This window comes from Umezawaea sp. Da 62-37 (assembly GCF_032460545.1).
Taxonomy (GTDB): Bacteria; Actinomycetota; Actinomycetes; order Mycobacteriales; family Pseudonocardiaceae; genus Umezawaea.
Genome location: NZ_CP135965.1, coordinates 1,831,730 through 1,856,378, shown reverse-complemented (window position 1 = coordinate 1,856,378; position 24,649 = coordinate 1,831,730). Strand labels below are relative to the sequence as shown.

21 protein-coding genes are annotated in these 24,649 nt (G+C 73.6%); 13 read left to right on the top strand and 8 right to left on the bottom strand.

Annotation, left to right across the window (positions count from 1 at the left end; all coding sequences use genetic code 11):
* Positions 1-49: 49 nt before the first annotated feature.
* Both RM788_RS07890 and RM788_RS07885 read right to left on the bottom strand, forming a co-directional pair.
* Positions 50-1,141 (bottom strand): DNA glycosylase AlkZ-like family protein, encoded by a 1,092-nt coding sequence (locus RM788_RS07890; protein ID WP_315930875.1) that lies wholly within the window; start codon positions 1,139-1,141, stop codon positions 50-52.
* Positions 1,138-2,001 (bottom strand): helix-turn-helix transcriptional regulator, encoded by an 864-nt coding sequence (locus tag RM788_RS07885; protein ID WP_315930874.1) that lies wholly within the window; start codon positions 1,999-2,001, stop codon positions 1,138-1,140. The genes RM788_RS07890 and RM788_RS07885 overlap by 4 nt, the downstream gene beginning before the upstream one ends.
* Positions 2,002-2,101: 100 nt before the next feature.
* Here RM788_RS07885 and RM788_RS07880 point away from each other — a divergent pair, with 100 nt between their 5' ends.
* Both RM788_RS07880 and RM788_RS07875 read left to right on the top strand, forming a co-directional pair.
* Positions 2,102-3,100 (top strand): aldo/keto reductase, encoded by a 999-nt coding sequence (locus tag RM788_RS07880; protein WP_315930873.1) that lies wholly within the window; start codon positions 2,102-2,104, stop codon positions 3,098-3,100.
* Positions 3,085-4,047 (top strand): SDR family NAD(P)-dependent oxidoreductase, encoded by a 963-nt coding sequence (locus tag RM788_RS07875; protein WP_315930872.1) that lies wholly within the window; start codon positions 3,085-3,087, stop codon positions 4,045-4,047. The genes RM788_RS07880 and RM788_RS07875 overlap by 16 nt, the downstream gene beginning before the upstream one ends.
* Here RM788_RS07875 and RM788_RS07870 read toward each other — a convergent pair.
* Positions 4,022-5,443 (bottom strand): FAD-dependent monooxygenase, encoded by a 1,422-nt coding sequence (locus RM788_RS07870; RefSeq protein ID WP_315930871.1) that lies wholly within the window; start codon positions 5,441-5,443, stop codon positions 4,022-4,024. The genes RM788_RS07875 and RM788_RS07870 overlap by 26 nt on opposite strands.
* Positions 5,444-5,488: 45 nt before the next feature.
* On the opposite strand from RM788_RS07870, the gene RM788_RS07865 reads away from it, so the two are divergent.
* Both RM788_RS07865 and RM788_RS07860 read left to right on the top strand, forming a co-directional pair.
* Positions 5,489-6,103, top strand: a complete 615-nt coding sequence (locus tag RM788_RS07865; RefSeq protein ID WP_315930870.1) for a TetR/AcrR family transcriptional regulator — start codon at positions 5,489-5,491, stop codon at positions 6,101-6,103.
* A 91-nt stretch (positions 6,104-6,194) separates the two neighbouring features.
* Complete coding sequence (locus tag RM788_RS07860; RefSeq protein ID WP_315930869.1) at positions 6,195-7,256, top strand: RNA ligase (ATP); 1,062 nt, start codon at positions 6,195-6,197, stop codon at positions 7,254-7,256.
* Positions 7,257-7,318: 62 nt separating this feature from the next.
* Here the strand turns inward: RM788_RS07860 and RM788_RS07855 are convergent, their stop codons facing one another.
* Both RM788_RS07855 and RM788_RS07850 read right to left on the bottom strand, forming a co-directional pair.
* The gene (locus RM788_RS07855; RefSeq protein WP_315930868.1) at positions 7,319-8,557 is read right to left on the bottom strand and encodes an FAD-dependent oxidoreductase; all 1,239 of its coding nucleotides are present in this window, start codon (positions 8,555-8,557) and stop codon (positions 7,319-7,321) included.
* Entirely contained in the window at positions 8,554-8,994 is a 441-nt protein-coding gene (locus tag RM788_RS07850; RefSeq protein ID WP_315930867.1) for a nitroreductase/quinone reductase family protein, read from the bottom strand. Before RM788_RS07850 ends, RM788_RS07855 begins: the two co-directional genes overlap by 4 nt.
* Before the next feature lie 75 nt (positions 8,995-9,069).
* Between RM788_RS07850 and RM788_RS07845 the strand changes: the two genes are divergently transcribed.
* Together RM788_RS07845 and RM788_RS07840 are read left to right on the top strand one after the other, a co-directional pair.
* Positions 9,070-9,528, top strand: a complete 459-nt coding sequence (locus RM788_RS07845) for a MarR family winged helix-turn-helix transcriptional regulator (RefSeq protein ID WP_315930866.1) — start codon at positions 9,070-9,072, stop codon at positions 9,526-9,528.
* Between the two features lie 192 nt (positions 9,529-9,720).
* Positions 9,721-10,731: a YdcF family protein gene (locus tag RM788_RS07840; RefSeq protein WP_315930865.1), complete on the top strand. Its 1,011-nt coding sequence runs from the start codon at positions 9,721-9,723 to the stop codon at positions 10,729-10,731.
* 11 nt (positions 10,732-10,742) lie between these two features.
* On the opposite strand, the gene RM788_RS07835 is transcribed toward RM788_RS07840, so the two are convergent.
* Complete coding sequence (locus RM788_RS07835; RefSeq protein ID WP_315930864.1) at positions 10,743-11,651, bottom strand: LysR family transcriptional regulator; 909 nt, start codon at positions 11,649-11,651, stop codon at positions 10,743-10,745.
* 113 nt (positions 11,652-11,764) lie between these two features.
* Between RM788_RS07835 and RM788_RS07830 the strand changes: the two genes are divergently transcribed.
* From RM788_RS07830 to RM788_RS07805, 6 genes are all read left to right on the top strand, one after another.
* The gene (locus RM788_RS07830) at positions 11,765-12,817 is read left to right on the top strand and encodes an EamA family transporter (protein ID WP_315930863.1); all 1,053 of its coding nucleotides are present in this window, start codon (positions 11,765-11,767) and stop codon (positions 12,815-12,817) included.
* A gap of 419 nt (positions 12,818-13,236) precedes the next feature.
* Positions 13,237-16,563 (top strand): serine hydrolase, encoded by a 3,327-nt coding sequence (locus RM788_RS07825; protein ID WP_315930862.1) that lies wholly within the window; start codon positions 13,237-13,239, stop codon positions 16,561-16,563.
* A gap of 1 nt (position 16,564) precedes the next feature.
* Positions 16,565-17,740, top strand: a complete 1,176-nt coding sequence (locus RM788_RS07820; protein ID WP_315930861.1) for a M20/M25/M40 family metallo-hydrolase — start codon at positions 16,565-16,567, stop codon at positions 17,738-17,740.
* A complete protein-coding gene (locus RM788_RS07815; RefSeq protein ID WP_315930860.1) occupies positions 17,737-18,630 on the top strand; it encodes a GNAT family N-acetyltransferase in 894 nt (297 codons plus the stop codon). Before RM788_RS07820 ends, RM788_RS07815 begins: the two co-directional genes overlap by 4 nt.
* The gene (menC, locus tag RM788_RS07810; protein WP_315930859.1) at positions 18,630-19,736 is read left to right on the top strand and encodes an o-succinylbenzoate synthase; all 1,107 of its coding nucleotides are present in this window, start codon (positions 18,630-18,632) and stop codon (positions 19,734-19,736) included. Before RM788_RS07815 ends, menC begins: the two co-directional genes overlap by 1 nt.
* 82 nt (positions 19,737-19,818) lie before the next feature.
* Complete coding sequence (locus RM788_RS07805; protein ID WP_315930858.1) at positions 19,819-21,441, top strand: PucR family transcriptional regulator; 1,623 nt, start codon at positions 19,819-19,821, stop codon at positions 21,439-21,441.
* An 84-nt stretch (positions 21,442-21,525) separates the two neighbouring features.
* Here RM788_RS07805 and mycP read toward each other — a convergent pair whose 3' ends face one another.
* Positions 21,526-22,905 carry a type VII secretion-associated serine protease mycosin gene (gene mycP, locus RM788_RS07800; protein WP_315930857.1) on the bottom strand — a complete coding sequence of 460 codons (1,380 nt, stop codon included), beginning with the start codon at positions 22,903-22,905 and terminating at the stop codon, positions 21,526-21,528.
* A gap of 100 nt (positions 22,906-23,005) precedes the next feature.
* Here mycP and RM788_RS07795 point away from each other — a divergent pair, with 100 nt between their 5' ends.
* Positions 23,006-23,968: a Gfo/Idh/MocA family protein gene (locus RM788_RS07795; RefSeq protein WP_315930856.1), complete on the top strand. Its 963-nt coding sequence runs from the start codon at positions 23,006-23,008 to the stop codon at positions 23,966-23,968.
* On the opposite strand, the gene RM788_RS07790 is transcribed toward RM788_RS07795, so the two are convergent.
* Positions 23,961-24,593, bottom strand: a complete 633-nt coding sequence (locus RM788_RS07790) for a response regulator (RefSeq protein WP_315930855.1) — start codon at positions 24,591-24,593, stop codon at positions 23,961-23,963. The genes RM788_RS07795 and RM788_RS07790 overlap by 8 nt on opposite strands.
* Between the last annotated feature and the right edge of the window lie 56 nt (positions 24,594-24,649).

Sequence of the window (24,649 nt, the reverse complement as noted above, 5' to 3'; positions counted from 1 at the left end):
AGGGAATTCCGGTCGCGGATCGGGCCGGGGAACAGGCCCGTTCGGGCCGTCAGGCGGGCAGCACGAGGTCCAGTTCGAGCCAGCGCGCCAAGTCCTCGACCTCGTCGCGCACCGCGGCGGTCGTGGCCGCGTCGAACGGCACGTCCTCGTGGACCGCGTCGACGCGCAGCACCCCGCCCTTGCGGTCCGCGGTGGCGTCGAGCTTCCCGACCAGCCCGTCGCCGACCAGGATCGGCAGCGCGAAGTACCCCCACCGGCGCCGGGCGACCGGCTTGTACATCTCCAGCTGGTAGTCGAACCCGAACAGCTCCGCCGCGCGCTTGCGGTCGTGCAGGAGCCGGTCGAACGGCGACAGCAGCGCGGCCCGCCCGGAGAACGGTTGGGACAGCAGGGCCGGATCGACCCGCCAGGTGCCCTTGACGCCCTCCACCACGGCCTCCTCTCCCGCCTCGCCCACATCCGCGGGCTCGACGGGGAGAGCGGCGGCCTTGGCGCGGGCGATGCCCAGCGCCCGCAACCTGCGCTCGTCGCGGACCCGCTTCGCCTCGTCGCGCGGGAGCGCGGGATCGGCGGGGTAGACGCGGTCGGCGAGGTCCCACAGCCGGTCGTTGCCCCGGCGCCCGGCGACCGCGACATCCCCGCACAGCACCAGGTACTCCAGCATCTGGGTGACGTTGCGGTTGTCGGTCCACCCCGTCGACCGCCACGGCACCGCGCAGGTGTCCGGGAGGTCGCGCGAGGGCAGCGGCCCCGACGACGCGAGCCGGTCGAGGACGTCCCGGCGGAAGACGTCGTTGGCCCGCAACCACTCCCGGCCCGGTGTGCCGGGGTCGGCGCGCTCCCAGTGCTCCATGTCCGCGCGGTGGAGCGCCAGGTCCTCGGCGGGCCGGATCATCGCCCGCAGCTCCACGAGCTTCCGCTCCACGAGCGCGGCGGTCAGCTCGGTCGTGGAGTACGCCGAGCCGAGGCGGCTCCAGGACACGAGGTGCGCGTTCGGCGCCACGGCCGCGATCGGGTCGACCTGGAGCAGGGTCAGCCCGCGCACGACGTCGAGCAGCGCGGCTGGCCGCCGGGCGTCCAGGAGCTGTGCGCGCACGGCGATGCGGCGGGCGTCGAGGCGGGAGAGTTCGTGGACCGTCACGACCCGAGGTTAGGCGACGGGTCCGCGGCCACGTCCCGGCCCCAGCTCGCCAACATGGGCAGCATCCTGGCGGTCGGTGAGTCCGGCTGGGCGGTGTAGACGATGAGCCGCTGGTCGGGTTCCTGGGGCGAGGCCACGATCTCGATGTCGAACGACAGGTCGCCGCCGATCGGGTGCCGGATCCGCTTCGGGGCCGAGGTGTAGTCGAGCACCCGGTGGTCGTCCCACCAGCGCGCGACGTCCGGGTCGGCGGCGCGCAGCTCGTCGATCAGGGCGGTCAGCCTGCCGTCCTGGGGCCTGCGGGCGGCCTCCCGGCGGAGCGTGGCGACGGTGGCCGAGGCGAAGACCTCCCAGTTGACGATCCGCTCGCGCGCCACCGGGTCCAGGAACAGGAAGCGGACCAGCGACGACCCCGGCGGGAGGTCGTGGAGGACCGTGGTCAGCAGGGAGTTGGCGGCCAGCACCTCGCCGCGCTGCCCGAGCAGCAGCACCGGCAGGTGGTCCATGGCGACCATCACCCGCAGCAGTCCCGGATCCGGCCGCTGGACGGGCACGACCGTCGTCGCGCGCCGCCGGGCGGTCGGTTCGGCGAGGTCGACCAGGTGGGCGTGCTCGACCTCGGTCAGCCGCAGCGCCCTGGCCAGCCCGTCGAGCACGGCGGTCGACACGTTCGGCTGACGGCCCTGTTCGAGGCGGCTGTAGTAGTCCGCGCTCAGCCCCGCGAGCAGCGCCAGCTCCTCGCGGCGCAGCCCCGGCACCCGCCGCGGTCCGGGGAACGGGGCGATGCCCGCCTGCGCGGGCGTGAGACCGTCCCGCCGTGAGCGCAGGAAGGCTCCCAGCGCGGCTCTGTCCTGTGGCACGCCCCCACCGTACGAGCAGCCGGGCCGGGCTGCCTGGTCATGCCGTGCCCGGGCACGTCCTGATCTGGCGGGACGCCGCACCCGGCCGCAGGCTGGTCGCATGAAGACACGAACTCTGGGTGCGCAGGGCCTGACCGTCTCGGCTCTGGGACTGGGCACGATGGGCATGACCATGGCGTACGGGCCGGGCGGCGACCCCGCGGACAGCATCGCCACCATCCGCCGCGCGCACGAACTGGGCGTCACCTTCCTCGACACCGCCGAGCTGTACGGCATGGGCACCGGCAGCAACGAGAAGATCGTCGGCGAGGCGGTGGAGGGCTTCCGCGACGAGGTCGTGCTGGCCACGAAGTTCGGCTTCGACCTGACCCGCCCGGAGGCGGTCGGCATCGCGCTGGACAGCAGGCCCGAGCACATCCGCGAGGTGGCCGAGCAGAGCCTGCGCCACCTGCGGACCGATCACGTCGACGTGCTCTACCAGCACCGGGTCGACCCCGCCGTGCCGATCGAGGACGTCGCCGGAGCCGTGGGCGAACTGGTCGCCGCGGGCAAGGTGCGCTACTTCGGGCTGTCGGAGGCCGGGCCGGAGACGATCCGCCGGGCGCACGCGGTGTTCCCGGTGTCGGTGCTGCAGACCGAGTACTCGGTGTTCGAGCGCGACGTCGAGGACGAGGTGCTGCCCGTGGTCCGCGAACTCGGCATCGGGTTCGTGCCCTACTCGCCGCTGGGCCGGGGATTCCTCACGTCCGCGGTCAAGCCCGGCGCGGAGTACCCCGAGGACGACATGCGCCGCACCGACGCCCGGTGGCAGGGCGGGAACTACACGGCCAACGTCGCCGCGATCGCCCGGCTCACCGAGCTGGCCGAGTCCAAGGGCGCGACCGTGACGCAGCTGGCGTTGGCGTGGCTGCTGGCCCAGGACGAGCACACCGTCCCCATCCCCGGCACCCGCAGCACGACCCGGCTGGCCGAGAACGCCGCCGCGGCCGACCTCGTGCTGACCGACGCCGACCTGGCGCGGGTGCGCGAGATCCTGCCGCACGGCGCCTACGGCGACCGCTACCCGGCCGTGCTGCGCGACGCATGGGCCAGCGCGTGATCACCACGGGGTTCGGCGCGACCAGCACGGCCGCCGAGGTCGTCGAGGGGATCGACCTGGCCGGGCGCGCGGTCGTGGTGACCGGTGCCGCGTCCGGGATCGGCGTCGAGACCGCCCGCGCGCTCGCGTCGACCGGCGCGGAGGTGACCCTGGCCGTGCGCGACGTGGCCGCGGGCGCGCGCGTCGCCGTGGACATCACCGCCACCACCGGCAACCGGGGCGTGCGGGTGGCCGCGCTCGACCTGGCCGACATCGCCTCGGTCGACGCGTTCACCCGCGCCTGGCGGGGCCCGCTGCACGTCCTGGTGAACAACGCGGGCGTGATGTTCACCCCCGAGACGTACACGGCCGCCGGTTGGGAACTCCAGTTCGCCACCAACCACATGGGCCACTTCGCCCTCGCGCTCGGCCTGCGCCCCGCGCTCGCCGAGGACGGGTCCGCGCGGGTCGTCTCGGTCAGCTCCAGCGGGCACGCGGCGTCGCCGGTGGTCTTCGACGACCTGTTCTTCGACCGCCGCCCCTACGACCCCGGCCTGGCCTACGGCCAGTCCAAGACCGCGAACGTGCTGTTCGCCGTCGAGGCGACCCGCCGGTGGGCGGCCGACGGGATCACCTCCAACGCGCTCATGCCCGGTGGGATCTGGACGAACCTCCAGCGCCACTGGGATCCGGCGGAGCTGGCGGCGACCAAGACCCGCGTGGCCGAGGCAGGGATGGTGCCGAAGACGCCGGAGCAGGGTGCGGCGACCTCGGCGCTGCTGGCCACCTCGCCCGCGCTGGCAGGCGTCGGCGGGCGGTACTTCGAGGACTGCCACGAGGCCGAGGTGGTGCGCGAGATCGTCGACGGGGTGCACGGCGTGCGGGAGTACGCGCTCGACCCGGAGGCCGCCACCCGGCTCTGGGAGGTGTCGCTGGACCTGCTCAGAACGTCGTCCCCAACGCGGTGAGCGCGGCGACCACGTCGGCTTCCAGGGGCTCCGGTTCGGCTGGGGCCCACCACACGTGCCCGTCGGGTCGCACGACCACCGCGCCCGGCCCGCCCGCCGTCTCGAAGCCGAGCCGCGTGGCGAGGTCGGCGGGTGCCGCGAGGTCGGTCAGCAGCACGGGGCGGCCGCGGTGGAGGTGTTCGGCGGCGGCAGGGAACCTCGTGCCGGTCGACGGGTGCGCGCCGGGGTAGGTGACGTCGAGTCCGGAGAGCTCCTCGGCCAGCGCCCTGTTCAGCGCGGGCACCGAGCCGACCAGGTCGTCCACCAGCTTGCGGAGTTCGCGCTGCTCGGGGGTGACCGCGCCGATCAGGGCGGTCTGCGCGAGCGTGTGCTCGGCGAGCGCGAGGCCGACCGGGTGGCGTTCCGCGTGGTAGCTGTCCAGCAGTCCGGGCGCGGCGCGGCCCTGGATCTCGGCGGCCAGCTTCCAGCCGAGGTTCATGGCGTCCTGCACGCCGACGTTGAGCCCGACGCCGCCCGCGGGGAAGTGCATGTGGGCGGCGTCGCCCGCCAGCAGCACCCGGCCCTCGCGGTAGGCGGCGGCGATCCGGGTGGCGTTGCCGAACCGGCTCAGCCAGCCGGGGTCGCGCATGCCGAAGTCGCTGCCCGCGACCCGGATCGTGGTGGCGCGCAGGTCATCGAGGGTGAACCCGTCGTCCGGGGCTTGGCGCACGGCGTCGAGTCCGGCGAGCCGGAACCGCCCGCCGCCGAGCGGCACCGTGATGAGCGCGCCGTCGAGGTTCTGCGCGCTGATCACCGGCGGCACGGGCGGGTCGTCCAGCACGACCTCGCCGACGTGGCCGAACGTGGTGGCGTCCGAGCCGGGGAACCCGATGCCCGCCGCCTTGCGCACGGTGCTGCCCGCCCCGTCGGCGCCCACGACGTACCGGGCGGTGAGCGCGTACGGCCCGTCGGGGCCTGCCAAGTCGACCGTCACCGCCTGCGAGTCCTGCGTCAGACCCGTCACGCGGTGGCCGCGCAGGATCCGGACGCCGAGCCCCAGCGCCCGCTGCTCGAACAGCTCCTCGGTGCGCAGCTGCGGGATCGACAGCATGAACGGGTAGGGGGTGTCGAGGTCCCGGAAGTCCAGCCGGTTGCCCAGCATCCCGAAGTGCCAGGTGGGGATCCGGCCGCCCTCGGCGAGGAACTGCTCCGCCACGCCCCGCATGGCGAGCACCTCGACGGTGCGCGGGTGCATCCCCATGGCCTTGGAGTGCGGGCTGCGCTCCAGGGCGCGCTCGACGACCAGGACCGGCACGCCCGCCAGCGCCAGTTCCGCGGCCGTCCACAGGCCCACCGGTCCGGCTCCGACGACGAGGACCTGTTCCGCCTCATTTGAGTGGATGCCATCTAGATTCATAAGAACGACCGTACTCCGAATTGCGGCGGGTCGTACCATCGGTCCATGGCAACGCGCGGTTACCGGTCGTCGGTGCGGGCCCGGCACGCGGAGGACACCCGGCGCTCGATCATCGAGGCGGCCGCGGGGCTGTTCGCGGAGCAGGGCTACACGCGGACCAGCGTCGCCGCGGTCGCCGCCGCGGCGGGCGTCGCGCTGAACACCGTCTACACCAGCGTCGGCGGCAAGTCCGCGCTGATCATGGCGATGAGCGAGGACGGCGGCGAGGACGAGACGGCCGCGGAGACCCTGGACCTGATCGCCGGGTCCGACGACGCGCGGGAGATCCTGGGCATCGTCGCCCGCGGCACCGGGCGGGTGCGCCGCGCGCGGTGGTCGAACATCGCGATCCTGCTCGACAACCGCACCTCCGACCCGGACGTGGCCGCCGCCGCCGACCTCGCGACCGGGATCGTGCGCGGCAGGCTCGACCAGACCGCCGCCAGGCTCGTCGCGACCGGTGGGTTGGCCCCTGGTCTCACCGAAGAGCGGGTCGGCGAGATCCTGTGGTTCTACTTCGGGTTCGAAGCCTGGCGCACCGCGCGCGCTTTGGGCTGGGACTGGGACGAGGCCGCCGAGTGGCTTGCCGGACAGGCGGCCAACGCATTGCTGCCGTCCTGATCGGACGGTCGGTATTCGAGTCGTCCCAAGGCCCGCGGACGTGGTTCCATCATCGCGGCACATCCGGTGACCAAGCGATGGGGGCGGGCCAGTGAACCAGATCAGCGCGACCACCACCGGCCGAAGGCTGGCCACGGTGGAGACCATCCGGGAGATCGCCGGGATCCCCGGCGCCGACGCGATCGTGCGCGCACGGGTGCGCGGCTGGGACGTCGTGGTCCGCAAGGACGAGTTCCGCGTGGGCGAGGCGTGCGTGTACTTCGAGGTCGACTCGATGCTGGACGTCGAGGACCCGAGGTTCGCGTTCCTGGCGCCGCGCGGCGTGCGGACCGATGTGGACGGTCGGCGCGGGCACGTGCTGCGGACGGCGAAGCTGCGCGGCCAGTACTCCCAAGGGCTCGCGGTGCTGTTGTCGGCGTTCCCCGAGCTGGGCGGCGTCGGGCCGGGCGAGGACGTGACCGCGGCGCTGGGCGTGGTCAAGTGGGACCCGCCGCTGCCCGCCGAGCTGTCCGGTCAGGTGCGCGGCCCCCGTCCCGGCTGGATCCCGGCGACCGACGAGGAGCGGATCCAGAACGTGGCCGCAATCCTGGAGTGCCCGGCGGAGTGGGTCGCCACGGAGAAGGTCGACGGCACGAGCATGACCGTCTACGTCGACCCGGAGTCCGGGATCGACGGCGTCTGCTCGCGCAACTACGACCTGCTTCCCGCCGAGGGCAACACGTTGTGGCGGTTGGCGGGGGAACGGGACCTGCACGCCCTGCTGCGCGGGTCGTTCCCCGGCAGGCGGGCCGTGGTGCAGGGCGAGGCGTACGGCGCTGGAGTGCAGGGGAACCCGTTGAAGCTGCGGGACCAGAGGTTCTCGGCGTTCACGCTGCGGGTCGAGGGCGCGGAGGTCCCGCGCGCCGACTGGCCGGAGTGGGCGCAGGCGATGTCGGTGCCGGTCCGGGAGGAGTTCTCGTTCCCGGCGGACGTGGATCGGGCCTTGGCCGACGTGGACGGCATGAAGTCCGCCATTTCCCCGGACCGGCAGGCCGAAGGACTGGTGTGGCGGGCCGGGGATCGGGCCTCGGTGACGCTGGCGGACGGCGAGGTGGTGCGGGCGTCGTTCAAGGCGATCTCGAACCGGTTCCTGCTCAAGCACCAGGATTCGTAGGACCGCCGGGGTTGGGGCTGGTGCCGCAGCCCCGCACCCGGCGCCCGGTTCGAGTCGAAGCACTACCGCGCGTCGACCTGCTCGGCGGTGAACAGCGCGAGGTCCAGCCGCGGCGGCTTGGGGCCGTAGGCGTTCGCCTTGGCGGCACGCGCCCGGACACCGGGCAGCGCGGTGATCCAGCGCAGGAATCCGGGCGGCGCCAACGGTTTCCCGCGGTCGCGGCTGCGGGCGACACGGCGTTCGATCCTGGTCTGCTGGGCCTGCACCACGTCGATCGCGGGCTCGCGTTCGGCCTGGATCGCGGCCAGGACCTCCGGTCGCACGGTCCCGTGGTCGCGCAGCGCGGGGACGAGGCGGTTGGCAGTGGCGACGGCGTCCTGGATCGCCATCAGGATCCCGTTGCCGCCCACCGGGGAGATCACGTGCGCCGCGTCGCCGATGAGCAGCAGACCCGGCCGGTGCCAGTGGTCGACGCGGGCGATGTCCACGGACAGCAGCGTGGTCTGGGCGAAGTCGCGCAGCTCGTGGACGCGGTCGGCCAGCCATGGCACCCGTTCGGCCACGAAGTCGCGGATCGGACCGACCCCGGCCTCCCGCGCGGCCGGGTAGCCGCCCTTCGGCAGGGTGCAGCCGACCTGCCAGTCGTCCGTCCCGCCGAGCAGGCCCACGTACCGGTCACGTCCGAAGTAGAGGTCCACGTCGGCCTCGGGCGGGTCGGAGGGGTGGCGGGGGAGGCGGAACCACAGCAGGTCGCTGGAGGCGCCGAGGCTGTGCGCGGGCAGCCCGGACAGCTTGCGCAGCTTGGAGAACCGGCCGTCGGCGCCGACGACCAGCCGGGCGGACAGCGTCTGCTCGCCCTGCCTGTCGCGGTAGCGCACCCCGGTGACCACGCCGTCGTCCTCGACGAGCCCGGTGACCCTGGCACCCAGTCGAAGCGTGAACGCGGGCAGCCGCGACGCCTCCGCGGCGAGGAAGTCGAGGAACCGGGCCTGCGGCATCAGCGCCACGTAGTTGAACCTCGTGCGCAGCTTCCCGTAGTCGGCGGTGGTGATGGACGCGGTCGGGGTGTGGAAGCGGAAGTAGCGGGCCGGGTGGTGGGGCAGCCGCAGCAGCGGCTCGGCCAGGCCGAGGTCGTCGAGCAGTTCGAGGGTGTACGGGTGCAGCGAGTCGCCGCGGAAGTCGCGGTCGAAGTCCTGGTGCGACTCCAGCAGCGTGACCGGCACGCCCGCGCGGGCCAGCAGTAGCGCGAGCACCACACCGCCGGGGCCTCCGCCGACCACGACCACGTCGGGCCCGGTCACGCCCGGTCCTCCAGCCGGAACACCGCGATCGAGCCCAGGTGCGCGGTGATCTCCCCGATCGGCGCGCCGGGCGCGACCGGGAACGCGCGCAGCGCCCAGGGGACCGTTACCGCGGTCAGGTAGGTCGACACGACGGTCGCCGCCTCCTCGCCCGCCGCGGGCACCGCGGTGCACGGCTCGGCCTCGGCGCCCGCGAGCACGTCGCACTCCGGCGTCGTGATCAGGTTGCGCACCCAGTCGCGGCTCCGGTCGGGGGAGACCAGGTAGTGCCGGTCGTGCAGCCGGGTCACGCCGATCGGGGTGTCGCGGGGCTCGCCGCTGCGCCTGCCCCGTGTGCGCACGACCCGCAGCGCGTACCCGCCCTCGGGCACGGGTTCGGCGGGCGTGCCGAGGATGCGGGCCGCCATCTGGGTGTTCATCGTCCGGGGGTCGGTCACGCCAGCTCCTCGTCGTCGGGTGATAGCTAGAGAGTCTAGCTAGTTTCTCGAGGGACCGCTCTCTAGACTGCGGTGGTGGACGAGCGGGATCCCGACATCGCGATGGACATCAGCCGGTCGCTCCGGGACCTCCTCCAGGCGGGCCGGGGCGTGCAGGCCACCCTCGCGCGGCGGCTCGGGGTCGGCGTCACCGACGTCGAGGCGGTGAGCCACCTCGTCGAGAGCGCCGAACCGCTGGGGACGGTGGAACTGGGCAACCGGCTGGGGATCAGGTCGGCGTCGGCGACCGTGCTGGCCGACCGGCTGGAGGCCGCCGGGCACCTGCGGCGGCACAGCCACCCCGGCGACCGCCGCCGCGTCGTCCTGCGCCCCACGGACTCCGCGCGCGCCGAGGTCCGGGCCGCGCTGGGGCCGCTGCTGGTCGCCCTCGGGGGCATCGTCGCGGACCTCGACGACGAGCAGGCGGTGGTGGTGCGGGACTTCCTCCGCGACGCCACCCGCGCCATCGGGGAGTTCACCGACCCGACCGGCTGATCGGCGCGCGGGCCCGCGTTCGGCCATGATCACCGTCGACCCCGGCGCCACGGCGGGGAAACCGGTACCGGTGGGACGCGCCCCGACCGGATGACCGACCATGTGGGACAGCGCGGGGGACGCCGTCCGCCCGCCGGGGAGGCCGACCGTGAACCGCCCAGAACCGATCGACCCGATGTGGAGCGTGCCCGGATGAACGCGGTGAGCGTCTTCGCCTACGCCATCGCCCTGGTGTGGTCGTTGTTCTTCGTGGTCAGCTTCCTGCGTGACCGGCGGCTGCTGCGCAACGGCGTGTACCTGGTGCTGGCACTGGTGTTCCTCGCCTTCGGGCTGCTGACGACGCTGGCCTCGGTGTCCACCGCGGCCGCGAACGTCGTGGTCTTCGCCGTGCTCGTGCTGGTGCCGCTGCTGATCATCGGCCTCGCCCTCTTCCTGGTGGGCAACGGCGTGACGATGGTCCGCAAGGAGGGTTTCCGGCCGGTCAACCTGCTGTCGATGCTCGCCGGGCTCGGCATCATCGGCTACGTGGTGTTCACCCTGGTCGCCGCCCGCGTCGACTGGGCGCCGCTGGGGGTGTTCAGCGGCGCGGTGACCGGAGTCCTGTTCTACCTCTCGTTCACCTTCGCCTGCTTCCTGCTGTACTCGTTCGTCTACGGGCGGATCCGCCCGAAGCGCGACGTCGACTTCGTCGTGGTGCTGGGCGCGGGCCTCAACGGCACCAAGGTCCCGCCGCTGCTGGCGAGCAGGCTCGACCGCGGTCGCAAGGCCTACGACGCCGCCGTGGCCAAGGGCGGCAGCCCGGCGCTGGTGACCTCGGGCGGCCAGGGGCCGGGCGAGGAGTTGCCGGAGTCGCACGCGATGGCCGACTACCTGGTGGCGGGCGGGGTCGACCGCGACCGCGTCCTGCTGGAGGACAAGTCGACCACCACGCTGGAGAACCTGAGCCTGAGCGGCGCCATCATGTCCGATGTCCGCCCGGACTACCGCTGCCTGGTCGTCACCAACAACTACCACGTCCTGCGCGCGGCCCTGCTGGCCCGCAAGGCGCGGGTCAACGGGCAGGTCATCGGCGCTCCGACCGCCTGGTACTTCTGGCCCAGCGCCACGATCCGCGAGTTCGTCGCGATCCTCGTGGAGCACTGGGTCCTCAACGGGATCGTCTGCCTGCTCATCGTCCTGTCAGCCGTCCTGCCGTCGATCTGACCCCCCCGAGGTCAGACCTCCGCGCGCGCCAGGCGCAGCCCGTGGTGCAGGCCGTCGCGGAACGCGCGCGGGGCAGGGTGCAGCGCGGCGCCGTGGCGGACACCGGTGAACAGCCGCCTGCGCGGCCGCCCCGGCAGGTGGTGCAGGCCCACCGTGCGCGGCCGGTCCGTCCACACCAGATCGGGCAGCAGCGTCGCCGCGTGACCGGTCTCCACGAGGTGCACCTGGAGCAGCAGGTCGGCGCTCTCGAAGCGCACGTCCGGGGCGAATCCCGCGTCGTGGCACAGGGTCCTGGCCCACCGGCCGGTCGGGCTGCCCGGCGGGTCGAGCACCCACGGGGTGTCGGCGAGGTCGGCCAGCGACGCGTGCGCGCGGCTGTGCGGACCGGTGGCGGGCAGCGCGATCCGCATCTCGTCGAACGCTAGGTCCTCGGTGTCCACACCGGACATCGGCGGGTGCGGCTGACCGGGGTACTCCTCGCCCAGCACCAGGTCGAAGTCGTGCGACAGCAGGCCCGCGAACGCCTCCCCGGCGTCCTGCTGGGTGATCTCCACCCGCAGACCGGGGTGGCGTTCGGCGAGCAGCGACAGCGCCGCCGGGGCCAGCGCCAGCAGGACGGACTGGAACGAGGCGACCCTGAGCGTCCCGGTGACCTCGGTCGACGACGCCGCCAGTTCGGCCTCGGCGACCTCCAGGCGCCCGAGGATCGCGTCGGTGTGCGCGACCAGGATCCGGGCCTGCTCGGTGAGCCGCACGCCGCGCCCGACGTGCTCCAGCAGCCGCACCCCGGTCTCGGACTCGAGCTGGGCGAGCTGCTGGGAGATCGCCGACGGGCTGTAGGACAGCGCTCGGGCCACGGCGGCCAGCGTGCCGCGGCGTTCGAGCTCGCGGAGCAGTCGCAGCCGGTGGACGTCCAGCATCGCGATCCCTTCGATCAGTTTTGCTCACCATTATTGCTCAGAAACGTTCGCTGGACGAACCGATGGGGATGACCGAGCGTTGACGGCATGACCACTCCACCGCGCACGACGACATGACCGCCTCCCTCCGCGTGCCCTCCACCGGCCCCGCGGTGCTGATGGTGCTGGGCTCCTGCCTGTCGCTCCAGTTCGGCACCGTGCTCGCCGCGCACCTGTTCCCCGTCACCGGCGCACTGGGCGCCACCGTCCTGCGCCTCGCGCTGGCGGCGACCGCGCTGCTCGCGATCTCCCGGCCCCGCGTGCGCCGGTGGACCCGCGCGCAGTGGCTCGCGGTGCTGCCGCTCGGGCTCGGCCTGGCGGGCATGAACGGGTTCTTCTACGCCGCCATCGAGCGCATCCCGCTGGGCACGACCGTCACGATCGAGTTCCTCGGTCCACTGGCGCTGGCCGCGGTGCTGTCGCGGCGGCCCCGCGACCTCGGCTGGATCCTGCTGGCCGCGACCGGGGTGGCCGCGCTGGGCTGGTCCGGCGACGGGGGCTCGACGGCCGGGCTCGACCCGCTGGGCGTCGTGTTCGCCCTGTGCGCCGCGGTGTTCTGGGCGGTCTACGTCCTGGCCGGTGCCCGCACCGCCGCCGTCGTGCCCGGTCACGGCGGGCTCGCGGTGGCCATGGGCGTGGCCGCGGTCGCGGTGCTGCCCGGCGGGGCGGTCGGCGCGGGCCAGGTGTTCGCGCAGCCGCACCTGCTGCTGTTCGCGCTGGGCACGGCCCTGTTGGCGTCGGTGGTCCCGCACTCGTTGCAGCTGTCGGCGCTGCGCGCGCTGCCGCGACCGGTGTTCGGCGTCCTGCTCAGCCTGGAGCCCGCCGTCGCGACCCTCACGGGCTGGCTGCTGCTGTCGCAGGACGCCGGACCGGTCACCGCCGCCGCGGTCACCGTCGTGGTGCTCGCGAGCGTCGGCTCAACCCTGTCGGCGGCGCCGAAGCGGGACCGGCAGCAGGAGGGCGCCGCCCGCGACGACGAACAGGCCGAGCGGGACGACGTTGAGCGGCCTGTCGATCCCGCTGTACATGTCGAGGTGTTCCAGGTGGTGGATCAGGTGCAGCGCGCTGAACACCAGCCAGGCCACGCCCACGAGGCGGACCGCGAACGCGTCGGCCGGTCGCAGTGACGCCGTGGCGCTCAGGGCGGCCAGCCCCAGGTACATGGCGCCGACGTCCTTCACCAGGTGAGGGCTGTAGGGGCCGAGCACCGGCAGCCAGTGGTGGCCGAAGCCGGGGAACGTCGTGTACCAGGAGACGGGGGCGAAGTAGGCCCAGCCGCCCACGAGAAGACCGGTGAGGGCCAGGGCGAGCAGCAGCGGGCGTCGTGCCGTGGTGGACATGACCACTGGACGAGGTGGCGGCCGGGAAGGTGACGGGGGCGCCGGGCTGTGCTTCCCGACAGGACCGGGTGACCCGATTCGTGCGGATGGACGAACACCTGCGGGTCGCGGACCGACAGCATCGGGAACGGACCCGCGGTCACCCCGCGGCGCAGGGGCGCACGCGACCGCCGTGGACCCCGTTCCGCCACCCGAGGAGGATCCCGGTGACCCGACGCCAGCGCATCGACGACCTGACCGCGTTCGCCGTGCCGGAGCGGCCCGCGCTGTCCCCGGACGGCGAGCGGATCGTCTACGTGCTCCGCACCGTCGACGCCGAGGCCGACCGGACCGTCCGCGCGCTGTGGACGGTCGGCACCCGGACCGGGGAACCCCGGCGGCTCACCAGGGGGCGGTCCGACTCCGCGCCCGCGTGGTCGCCGGACGGCACGCGCGTCGCGTTCCTGCGATCCCAGGACGGTCCCGCGCAGGTGTGGCTGCTCCCGGCGGACGGCGGGGAGCCCGAGCAGGTCACGTCGCTGCCGCTGGGCGCGGGCGCGCCGCTGTGGAGTCCGGACGGGACGCGGATCGCGTTCGCCGCCGTCGTGGACCTGCACGCCGTCGACGGCGAGGACGACGGGGCGCGGGCCGAGCGCGCGGACGCGCCGATCGTGGCCGACCGGGTCGACTACCAGGCCGACGGCCCCGGCCTGCTGCGCACGATGCGGCAGCACGCGCACGTCCTCGACCTCACGACCGGCGAGACCCGGCAGGTCACCCACGGCGACTGGCACGCGGGGGATCCGGCGTGGTCGCCGGACTCGACCAGGCTGGCCTTCAGCGCGGCCACCGCACCGGACGCCGACGTGGTGCTCCGGGCGCCGGTCCACGTCCTGGACCTGGCCGACGGCGCGGTCGAGCCGGTCGGCCTGCCCGAGGGCTTCGGCGGCCCGATCACCTGGACCGCGGACGGGACGGCGCTGCTCGTGGTCGGCACGACCGGCCCGCCCACCGGCCACGCCGGGCTGCTGCGCGTGCCACTTGGTGGCGGCGACGTCGTGGACCTGGCGAAGCCGCTGGACCGCAACGTGATGCCCGGCGGCCCCGGCTACCCCGGCGCGCTGCCGCGGCTGGTCGACGGCGGCCGGACCGCGCTGTTCTGCGCCCGCGACCGCGGCTGCACGCACCTGTACTCGGTGCCCGTGGACGGCGGCGACCCCGTCCCGGTGCTCGCGGGCGCCGGACGGGTGGTGGACGGCCTGACCACCGCGGGCGGCACGGCGGCGGTCGTGCTCGCCACGCCGGAGTCCTTCGGCGAGATCGTGACCGTGGACCTCGCCACGGGAGCGGAGACCGTGCGGACCGCGCACGGGACGCTGGCCGAAGTGGACCTGTTCCCCCGCGTCGAGCGGGAGTTCACGATCTCCGACGGCACGGTGGTGCACGGCTGGCTGATCGGCGACACCTCCACCGCGGGCCCGCTGCTGCTGGACGTCCACGGCGGCCCGCACAACGCGTGGAACGGCGCGGCCGACGAGGCCCACCTCTACCACCAGGAACTGGCCGCGCTCGGCTGGACCGTGCTGCTGCTCAACCCGCGCGGCAGCGACGGCTACGGCGAGCGGTTCCACGACGCCGCGCTCGGCGCCTGGGGCGAGGCCGACGCGAAGGACTTCCTGGAGCCGCTCGACCAGCTCGTCGCCGAGGGCGTCGCCGACCCGCAGCGGCTGGCGGTGGCCGGGTACAGCTACGGCGGCTTCATGACCTGCTACCTCACCAGCCGCGACACCCGGTTCGCCGCCGCGGTGGCGGGCGGTGTGGTCAGCGACCTCACCAGCATGGTCGGCACGTCCGACAGCGGGCACTTCCTCGCCGACCTGGAGCTGCGCGCCCGGCCGCGGGCCGACCGCGACCGGTACGAGGAGCTGTCGCCGCTGGCGCGGGTCGACGAGGTGCGCACGCCCACCCTGGTCCTCCAGGGCGCGGCCGACGTGCGCTGCCCGATCGGCCAGGCCCAGCAGTGGCACGCGGCGCTGCGCGAGCAGGGCGTCCCGACCCGGCTGGTGCTCTACCCGGACGCCGCCCACCTGTTCATCCTCGAAGGCAGGCCGTCGCACCGGCTCGACTTCAACCGGCGGATCGCGGACTGGGTCGAGCGGTACGCGGGCGACGCGACCGGACCGCGCCGCCCCCGGATCGACGCCGCGCACTGGCAGCGCAGGCTGGACGCGCTGGCCGAGCGCCACCACGTCCCCGGCGCCGCGCTGGGCGTCCTGCGCCTGCGGCCCGGTGGCGACGACGAGCTGGTGGAGGTCGCGCACGGCGTGCTGAACACCCGCACCGGGGTGGAGGCGACCACCGACTCGGTGTTCCAGATCGGGTCGATCTCCAAGGTGTGGACCGCGACGATCGCCATGCAGCTCGTCGACGAGGGCCTGCTCGACCTGGACGCGCCGATCGTCGAGGTGCTGCCGGAACTGCGGCTGGCCGAGCCGGACGTCACCAAGAGCGTGACCATGCGGCACCTGCTGACCCACACCAGCGGCATCGACGGCGACGTGTTCACCGACACCGGGCGCGGCGACGACTGCCTGGAGAAGTACACGGCGCTGCTGGCGGACGTGGCCCAGAACCACCCGCTCGGCGCCACCTGGTCCTACTGCAACTCCGGTTTCTCGCTGGCCGGACGGGTGATCGAGAAGCTGACCGGCGGCACCTGGGACCAGGCCCTGCGCGACCGGATCACCACCCCGCTCGGCCTGGACCGCACCGTCACGCTGCCCGAGGAGGCGCTGCTGCACCGCGCGGCCGTCGGCCACATCGGCGCCGAGTGGACGCCGACGACGCAGTGGTCGCTGCCGCGGTCGCTCGGGCCCGCCGGCCTGATCACCTCGACGGTCGCCGACGTGCTCGCGTTCGCCCGGATGCACCTCACCGGCGGTCTCGCGGCCGACGGCGCCAGGGTGCTCGGCGAGGCGAGCGCCGCGGCGATGGCCGAGCACCAGGCGGACGTGCCGGAGAAGCACACGCTCGGCGACTCGTGGGGGCTGGGCTGGATCCGGTTCGACTGGGACGGCCGCAGGCTCATCGGCCACGACGGCAACACCATCGGCCAGAGCGCCTTCCTGCGGCTGCTGCCCGAGGAGGGGCTCGCGGTCGTGCTGCTCACCAACGGCGGCAACCCCCGCGACCTGTTCGGCGAGCTCTACCGCGAGGTCTTCGCCGAGCTGGCGGGCCTGGCCGTGCCCGCCCCGCTGGAGCCGCCCGCCGAACCGGTGACCGTGGACGTGGAACGGCACCTCGGCACCTACGAGCGGGCCGGCGCCCGGATGGAGGTCCTGGACGGGCCGGTGCTGCGCACGACCGTCACCGGGCCGCTGGCGGCCCTGACGCCCGAGGTGACCCAGGAGTACCCGATGGTGGCCGTGCGGGAGGACCTGTTCCTCGTGCGGAACCCGCTGGTGCGAACCTGGACCCCGGTCTGGTTCTACGCGCTGCCGACGGGTGAGCGGTACCTGCACTTCGGCGTGCGCGCTACCCCGAAGGTGGGCTGAGATGGATCACGCGCTCGTCACCCGGATGCGGGACCTGCTGCCCGCGATGCTCGACGACATCGGGGAACTGGTGGTCCGCGAGTCGCCGTCCGCCGACCTCGACGCGGTCGCCGCCAGCGCCGACGTGGTCGCGCGGGTGGGGGAGAAGCTGCTGGGGGCGGCCCCGGAGCGGATCGTCCTGGACGGCCGCAGCCACCTGCGCTGGGCGTTCGGCGCCGGGCCGTCGACCGTGCTGGTGCTCGGGCACCACGACACGGTGTGGCCGCTCGGCTCACTGGCGACGCACCCGTTCTCGGTGGTCGACGGTGTGCTGCGCGGGCCGGGGTGCTTCGACATGAAGGCCGGGGTGGTGATGGCGATGCACGCCATCGCCGCGCTACCCGACCGCTCCGGGGTGACGCTCCTGATCACCGGCGACGAGGAGATCGGCTCGCCCAGCTCGCGGGAGCTCATCGAGGACGAGGCGCGCGGCCGGGCCGCCGCGCTGGTCCTGGAGGCCTCCGCCGACGGCGGCGCGCTCAAGACCGAGCGCAAGGGCGTGTCGCTCTACCAGGTCAGGGTGAAGGGCCGGGCCGCGCACGCCGGGCTGGAACCGGAACGCGGCGTCAACGCCACCGTGGAACTGGCGCACCAGGTGCTGGCCGTGAACGGGCTGGCCGATCCCGCGCTGGGCACGACGGTCACGCCCACGGTGATGTCCTCGGGCACCACCGGCAACACGGTGCCCGCCGCGGGGGAGTTCTCCGTCGACGTGCGCGCCGCCGTGGTCGACGAGCAGCTCCGGGTGGACGCCGCGCTGCACGCGTTGGCGCCGGTCCTGCCGGAGGCGGGGTTGGAGGTGATCGGCACGCCGAACCGGCCGCCGCTGATGGCGTCGGCGTCCTCGGCGCTGTTCGAGCGCGCCCTCGCGGTGGCCGCCGGGCTGGGGCTGCCGCCGTTGACGCGGGTCGCGGTGGGCGGCGGGTCGGACGGCAACTTCACCGCGGGCGTCGGCACGCCCACCCTCGACGGGCTCGGCGCGGTCGGCGGCGGAGCCCACGCGGCGCACGAGCACGTGCTGGTGGCCGAGTTGCCCGGCCGGGCGGCGCTGGTGTCCGCGCTGGTGGCGGAGCTGCTCGCGGGCGGACGGTCGGACTCGACCAACCCGACCGCCGCCGATGGTGCGGGCAGACCATGACGGGCGTCCGCGCGATGGCGACCATGACGGGTGTGGACGATCAGGAACGCGCCGTCACCGCCGCGGCGAACGCGGCCGCCGCCGCCGGTGTCGAGGTGCGCGAGGTGACGGGGCTGGACGACCTCGACGCGGTGTACCGGCTCTACGACGGGATCTGGCGGCCCGACCCGACCAACCCGCCGGTGACGACCAAGCTGCTGCGCGCGCTGTCCAAGGTGGGCAACCCGGTGACGGGCGCGTTCGACGGCCCCGTGCTCGTGGGCGCCTGCGTCGGCTTCTTCGGCGCGCCCGCGGACCGCGTGCTGCACAGCCACGTCGCCGGGGTGTCGTCGACCGCGCTCGGCCGCCACGTCGGGTTCGCGCTCAAGCTGCACCAGCGGGCGTGGGCCATGGCGCGCGGGATCGAGCTGGTGGAGTGGACCTACGACCCGCTGGTGGCGCGGAACGCCCACTTCAACATCACCAAGCTCGGCGCGCTGCCGGTCGAGTACCTGACGAACTTCTACGGCGGCATGGACGACGGCATCAACGGCGGCGACGACAGCGACCGGCTGCTCGTCCACTGGGACCTCGGCTCCGACGCCGTCGAACGGGCCGTCGCGGGCCCGCGCCCGGTGGCCGACGTCGAGGCGGAGCTGGCGCGGGGAGCGGTGGTCGCCCTCGGGCGGTCCCCGCACGGCGTCCCCGTCCCAGGCTCGCTCAACGGCCACACGCTGCTGGTGGCCGTGCCGGGGGACGTGGAGGCGCTGCGGTCGGCCGATCCCGGCCTGGCCAAGGAGTGGCGGGGCGCGGTGCGCGCCGCGCTCGGCCCCGCGCTGGCGGACGGGGCGCGGATCACCGGGTTCGACCGCGCGGGCTGGTACGTCCTGACGAACGGGAAGGGCAACTGATGAAGCTGACCGGAGTGGAGCTGCGCCGGGTCCGGATGCCGCTGGTGGCGCCGTTCCGCACGTCCTTCGGCACCCAGAACGCTCGGGACGTGCTGCTGCTGCGGGTGGTCACCGACGAGGCCGAGGGGTGGGGCGAGTGCGTGGCGATGTCCGACCCGCTCTACTCCTCGGAGTACGTCGACGCCGCCGCCGACGTGTTGACCAGGTTCCTGGTCCCGGCGCTCGCGGCGCACCCCCGGCTCGACGCGAACGCCGTCGCGCACGTGCTGGAGCCCTTCCGGGGGCACCGGATGGCGAAAGCGGCCCTGGAGATGGGCGTCCTCGACGCGGAGCTGAGGGCCGAGGGGCGGCCGCTGTCCCGCGAGCTGGGCGCCACCCGCGACCGGGTCCCGTGCGGGGTGTCGGTCGGGATCATGGACTCGATCGGCGAGCTGCTCGACGCCGTCGGCGGGTACCTCGACGCGGGGTACGCGCGGATCAAGCTGAAGATCGAACCGGGATGGGACGTGGAGCCGGTGCGCGCCGTGCGCGAGCGGTTCGGCGACGACGTGCTGCTCCAGGTCGACGCCAACACCGCCTACACCGTCGGCGACGCGCGGCACCTCGCCCAGCTCGACCCGTTCGGGCTGCTGCTGATCGAGCAGCCGCTGGAGGAGGAGGACCTGCTCGGGCACGCGGAGCTGGCCAAGCTCATCAGCACCCCGGTGTGCCTGGACGAGTCGATCACCTCGGCCCGCTCGGCCGCCGCCGCCATCACGATGGGGGCGTGCCGGATCGTGAACATCAAGCCCGGCCGCGTCGGCGGGTACCTGGAGGCCCGGCGCATCCACGACGTGTGCGTGGCGCACGGCGTGCCGGTGTGGTGCGGCGGGATGATCGAGACGGGACTGGGCCGGGCCGCGAACGTGGCCTTGGCCGCGCTGCCCGGTTTCACCCTGCCGGGTGACACGTCGGCCTCCGACCGGTTCTACCGCACCGACATCACCACGCCGTTCGTGCTCGAGGACGGCCACCTGCCGGTGCCGACCGGGCCCGGTCTGGGCGTGGAGCCGCTGGCCGACGAGCTCGAGGCGGTGACCACGTCCACCGAGTGGCTGCCCCTCTGACCGTCGCGCGGTACGGGGGGATCGATCGGTTTCGTCCGCGCCGACGAACCTTTCGAAGGTCCGCACGCCTAGTTTCTGAGTCGTGACCCCGCGACCCCACGCCGGCCTCGGTCGAGTCCTCGACGACCTCGGTGCGACGCTGCTGGAACTCGTCCTCGGCCACCCCGACCGGTCGCGCGCCATCGGCGGCGTCGTGATCCACGACCCGCTGGACGACGCGGTGCTGCCGCCGTACGCGCTCGTGCTGGGCGTGGGGCTCGGCGAGCCCGCGACCATCGCCGGCCTGCTGCACGCGCTCGGCCAGCAGAACGCCGTGGGGCTCGTGGTGCGCGCGCCCGTGCCGGTGTCCGACGAGCTGACCGCGGCCGTCGAGCACACCGGTGTGGCGCTGCTCGGGCTGACGCGCGGCGCGTCGTGGGCGCAACTGGCGGCGATGCTGCGGTCCCTGCTCGCCGAGGACGACATCGGCGGCCTGGGGCCGGAGACGCTGGGCGGCATGCCGTCCGGTGACCTGTTCGCGCTGTCCAACGCGGTCGCCGCGCTCCTGGACGCCCCGGTGACGATCGAGGACCGCGGGTCGCGCGTGCTCGCGTTCTCCGGGCGCCAGGACGAGGCGGACCCGTCCAGGGTGGAGACGATCCTGGGCCGCCAGGTGCCCGAGCGGTACGCGCGGGTGCTGGCCGAGCGCGGGGTGTTCCGGGTGCTCTACCGCACCGACCAGCCGGTGTACGTCGAGCCGGTCACGCGGTCGTCGCTGCCGCGCGTCGCGGTGGCCGTGCGCGCGGGCGACGAGGTGCTCGGCTCGATCTGGGCGGCTGTGCGCGAACCGCTCAGCGCCGACCGCACGCGGGCGCTGGTCGACGCGGCCAGGCTGGTCGCGCTGCACATGCTCCGCATCCGCGCGGGCGCGGACGTGGAACGCAGGCTGCGCACGGACCTGCTGAGCACCGCGCTGGAAGGCGGACCCGGCGCCCGCGACGCCCTGGACCGCCTCGGACTCGCGGGCCGCCCGGTGGTCGTCCTGGCCATGGCGACCGCCGACCCCGAGGGGGCCACGGCCACCGAGGCCGCGCTGACCACCGAACGCCAACGGCTCGGCGACGCGCTCACCATGCACCTGAGCGCTCTGCACCCGCGCTGCGCCACCGCCCTCATCGGCGACATCACCTACGGCCTCGTGCCGTCGACCCACGACGGCGAGCAGCGCGTCCTCACCATCGCCTCCGACTTCCTCGACCGCGTCGGCGACCGCACCCGCGCCGTGATCGCGGTCAGCCCCGTCGCGGCGGGCACGAGCGACCTGCCGACCGCCCGCGCCACCGCGGACCGCGCACTGCGCGTCCTGCGCGCGGGCGGCACCCGCCGGACCGCGCGCCTGGCGGACGTCCACGTGGAAGCGCTGGTGCTGGAACTGCGCGACCTCGCCGCCGCGCAGGGCGACCGGCCCACCGGCGCCATCGCGAAGCTGATCGCCTACGACACCCAGCACACCGCCAGGCTCGTCGAGACCCTGCGCGCCTGGCTGGACGCCTTCGGCGACGTGATCGCCGCCTCGGCCGCGGTCCACGTCCACCCGAACACCTTCCGCTACCGCCTGCGGCGCCTCGCGGAGATCGGCGAACTGGACCTCACCGACCCGGAGGCCCGCTTCGCGGCCATGCTGCAACTCCGCGTGCTGTCGTCGGTGCCCCGCGAGAACCACTAGCCGCGGCGCTCACCCTTGCCGGGTTTCGCGCCGCTCGGGTCTACCCGAGACGCGCGAAACCCGGTGAGGATCGCGGTCACCGCACTAGCCGCGGCGCTCACGGGTGCGCTTGGTGGTGTGCAGGACGAACATCGTGAACAGCAGCAGTCCCAGCGCGATGCCGGTGCCCGACAGCGCGACCACCACGGGTGTGCGGTCCTGCCGGGGCGCGGGCAGCAGTTCGGTCATCACCGGCGGCGGCGCGGGCGCCTGGTAGCCGGGCTGTTCGGCGGGCAGCACGGCGGTGAGGGCGGCGACGGGGTTGACCATGCCCGCGCCGACCTTGCGGTCGCGGCCGTCGGTGTCGCCGGGGTGCTGGGCGGTCGAGGTGAGCCGGTCCACGACCTGCCGGGCGGTCAGCTCGGGGTGGCGCTCGCGGACCAGCGCGGCGATCCCCGCGACGTAGGGCGCCGCGAAACTGGTGCCCTGGATGCCGGTTGGTGTGCCGTCCTCGGCGATGGCGGCGTTGGTCAGGCCGTCGCCGTGCGGGTCGATCGTGGTGATCTCCTCACCCGGCGCGGCGATGCCGACCCACGGCCCCCACAGGCTGAACTGCGAGGGGTTGCCCCCGCGGTCCACCGACGCCACGGACAGCACGTCGTCGCGGTACCACGGCGGCGAGGCGACCACGTTGACGTTCTCCTCGTCCTGCTTGTCGTTCTGCGCCGGGCACGCCTTGCCCTCGGCACCGAGGTTGCCCGCCGCCGTGACGATCACGACGTCCTTCTCGTTGACCGCCCAGTCGATCGCCGCTTGGAGCTGCCGTTCACCCTGGCTCGGCTTCGCGGGCTTGGCGCAGAGGGTGAGCGAGATGTTGATGACGTCCGCGCCGCGGTCGACCGCGCGCACGACGGCCTGCGCGAGCGTGGCCACGTCACCGGTGGTCTTGCGGGTGCCCTCGGCCTCGTAGAAGTCGCTCTTCTGCCGGATGCTCAGGATCTTCGCGTCCGGCGCGGCGCCGACGAACCCGCTGGCGTCGTCCTTGCTCGCCGCGGCCACCCCCGCCACCTCGGTACCGTGCCCGTCGCAGTCCACCAGCCCCTGCTCGGCGGGCACCACGTAGTCGCCGCCCGCCTCGACACGCCCCTTGAGGCGCTCGTGCGGCTCGACGCCGGTGTCGATCACGGCGATCGTCACGCCCTTGCCGGTGGCGAACCGGTGCGCCTCGTCCAGGCGCAGCACCAGTTGGCTGTGCGGCTTCGTCGTCAGCACCGCGCCGTCGGTGCCGGACTCGTTGCACGCCTTGGAGTTGCGCTTGTACGTCTGGTCCGCACTCGGCGCGGCGACGCCGGGGCGCAGGCTCCGGTCCACCGGCGGCGGCACCGAGTTCGGCGGTGGTGTGCCCGCGAGCGTGGACGCGGGTTGGCCGACGGCGAGCAGCAGCGTCGCCGCGACGAAGCCGGTCGCCTTGCGGGATAAGCGCATGATGGCTCCAGCGTAGGGGTGAACCCCTTCCCGCGCCCTGGTTTCGGCGCAATCCGGATGCGGCGATCGGCCGATCGGCGTGGGATGACAGGCTGGTCCCATGGGTGATCACAAGCGGGTGAGGTTGGGCGTCGTCGGACTGGGCGCCATGGGCGGCCGGGTGTTCGACATCGCGGTGGGGCATCCCGACTTCGAGGTCGTGCGCGCGGCCGACGTCGACCAGGGCGCGGTCGACCGGATCGCCGCCGCGAATCCTTCCGTCGCGGTGAGCACGACTCCCGCGGACGTCGTCGACGCGGCGGACGTGGACGCGGTCTACATCGCGACCCCGCCGTCGTTCCACGCCGACCTGTCCGTCGCCGCGCTGGCCGCGGGCAAGGCCGTGTTCTGCGAGAAGCCCCTGGCGATCAGCCTGGAGGACGGCCGCCGGATGAGCGAGGCCGCGGCGTCCAGCGGGTTGGCCACCGCGGTGAACTTCGCGCTGTCCGATCGCGATGTGGTGCTGGAACTGGAACGCAGGCTGCGGGCGGGGCAGGCGGGCACGGTGCTGGGTGTCGACGTCCGCCTCCAGTTCCCGGAGTGGCCGCGCGCGTTCCAGGCCGATGCCCTGTGGCTCGACGGTCGTGAGCAGGGTGGGTTCGTGCGGGAGGTCTTCTCCCACTTCGCGTATCTGACCGACCGCCTTGTGGGTCCGTTGCGCGCTGTCGACGTGAGTGCGGATTTTTCGTTGTCGGGTAGTGAGGTGAGTGCTCGGGGGTTGCTGCGCGCGGGTGGGGTGCCGGTGCACTTCAGCGGGATGTCGGGGGTGGCGGGGCCGGAGGTGTACGAGTGGACGCTGTGGGGGTCGGAGGAGTCTTATCGGCTGCGGCAGTGGAGTCGGTTGGAGGTCTTCAGCGGCGGGGATTGGGTTGCGTTCGACGCCGGTGCTGGGTCGGGGTCTGATGCCACGCGGTTGGGGTTGTTCGCGCAGGCGATCCGCACTGGTTCCGCGCCGAATCTGGCGGACTTTCCTGCTGCCTACCGCGTTCAGGAGGCTGTGGAGGCGTTCCACGTAGTCAGCTGACCGCGGCGGACCGCCTGTCTCGGCTCACCAGGCGTTGCACCACACGGATGAGCGGGCCCGGCTGGTCGACCACGGCGTCGGCCCCGGCGTCCGTCACCGACTCCAGCACCCGCGCAGCGTCACCGGTGTAGACGACGATCGGCATGTGGTTGCCGTCGGCCCGCATTCGGCGGATCAGGTCGATCCCCGCGTTGGGATCGCCCGACCTGCCGAGGTCGGTGATCATGATCGTGAAATCCATGCGTTCCAGGTAGTGCAACGCCGCCGACGTCGACGCCGCCTTCGTCACGAGCTTGCCCAGCTTCTCCAGCGCGACCGTCTCGTACACGTTGTTGTCGGGCAGGTCGTCCACCCAGAGCACCCTCGCCAGGGTCGTGGTGGATTCGGTGAGGCCGGGCAAGTCGGCCGTCGTGGAGGCGTTTCCACGCTCGGCGTCGGCGGCCCGAACGGCTTCCTTGGCCTGCTTGGCGTCCGTCGCGCTCAGGGTGATCCCGATGGTGAACAGGTCGGCGAAACCGACGTTCACCTGGCTGCTTCCCCCACGGGTCTGGTTGCGCCACAGCAGTAGCAGCACGATGATCGCCACTACCAGCGCGACGATCAAGAGCACGATGTTGGTGTCCACCTGTCACCCCTTCGTCCGATTGCGGCTCGGGTTCGGGAATGTGGATCACGATTTTT

Coding starts and splice junctions, on each gene's coding strand:
- RM788_RS07880 (WP_315930873.1), top strand. CDS start 2,102: ATGAAGACACGAACTCTGGGTGCGCAGGGCCTGACCGTCTCGGCTCTG.
- RM788_RS07875 (WP_315930872.1), top strand. CDS start 3,085: ATGGGCCAGCGCGTGATCACCACGGGGTTCGGCGCGACCAGCACGGCC.
- RM788_RS07870 (WP_315930871.1), bottom strand. CDS start 5,443: ATGAATCTAGATGGCATCCACTCAAATGAGGCGGAACAGGTCCTCGTC.
- RM788_RS07865 (WP_315930870.1), top strand. CDS start 5,489: ATGGCAACGCGCGGTTACCGGTCGTCGGTGCGGGCCCGGCACGCGGAG.
- RM788_RS07840 (WP_315930865.1), top strand. CDS start 9,721: ATGAACGCGGTGAGCGTCTTCGCCTACGCCATCGCCCTGGTGTGGTCG.
- RM788_RS07835 (WP_315930864.1), bottom strand. CDS start 11,651: ATGCTGGACGTCCACCGGCTGCGACTGCTCCGCGAGCTCGAACGCCGC.
- RM788_RS07830 (WP_315930863.1), top strand. CDS start 11,765: ATGACCGCCTCCCTCCGCGTGCCCTCCACCGGCCCCGCGGTGCTGATG.
- RM788_RS07820 (WP_315930861.1), top strand. CDS start 16,565: ATGGATCACGCGCTCGTCACCCGGATGCGGGACCTGCTGCCCGCGATG.
- RM788_RS07815 (WP_315930860.1), top strand. CDS start 17,737: ATGACGGGCGTCCGCGCGATGGCGACCATGACGGGTGTGGACGATCAG.
- menC (WP_315930859.1), top strand. CDS start 18,630: ATGAAGCTGACCGGAGTGGAGCTGCGCCGGGTCCGGATGCCGCTGGTG.
- mycP (WP_315930857.1), bottom strand. CDS start 22,905: ATGCGCTTATCCCGCAAGGCGACCGGCTTCGTCGCGGCGACGCTGCTG.
- RM788_RS07795 (WP_315930856.1), top strand. CDS start 23,006: ATGGGTGATCACAAGCGGGTGAGGTTGGGCGTCGTCGGACTGGGCGCC.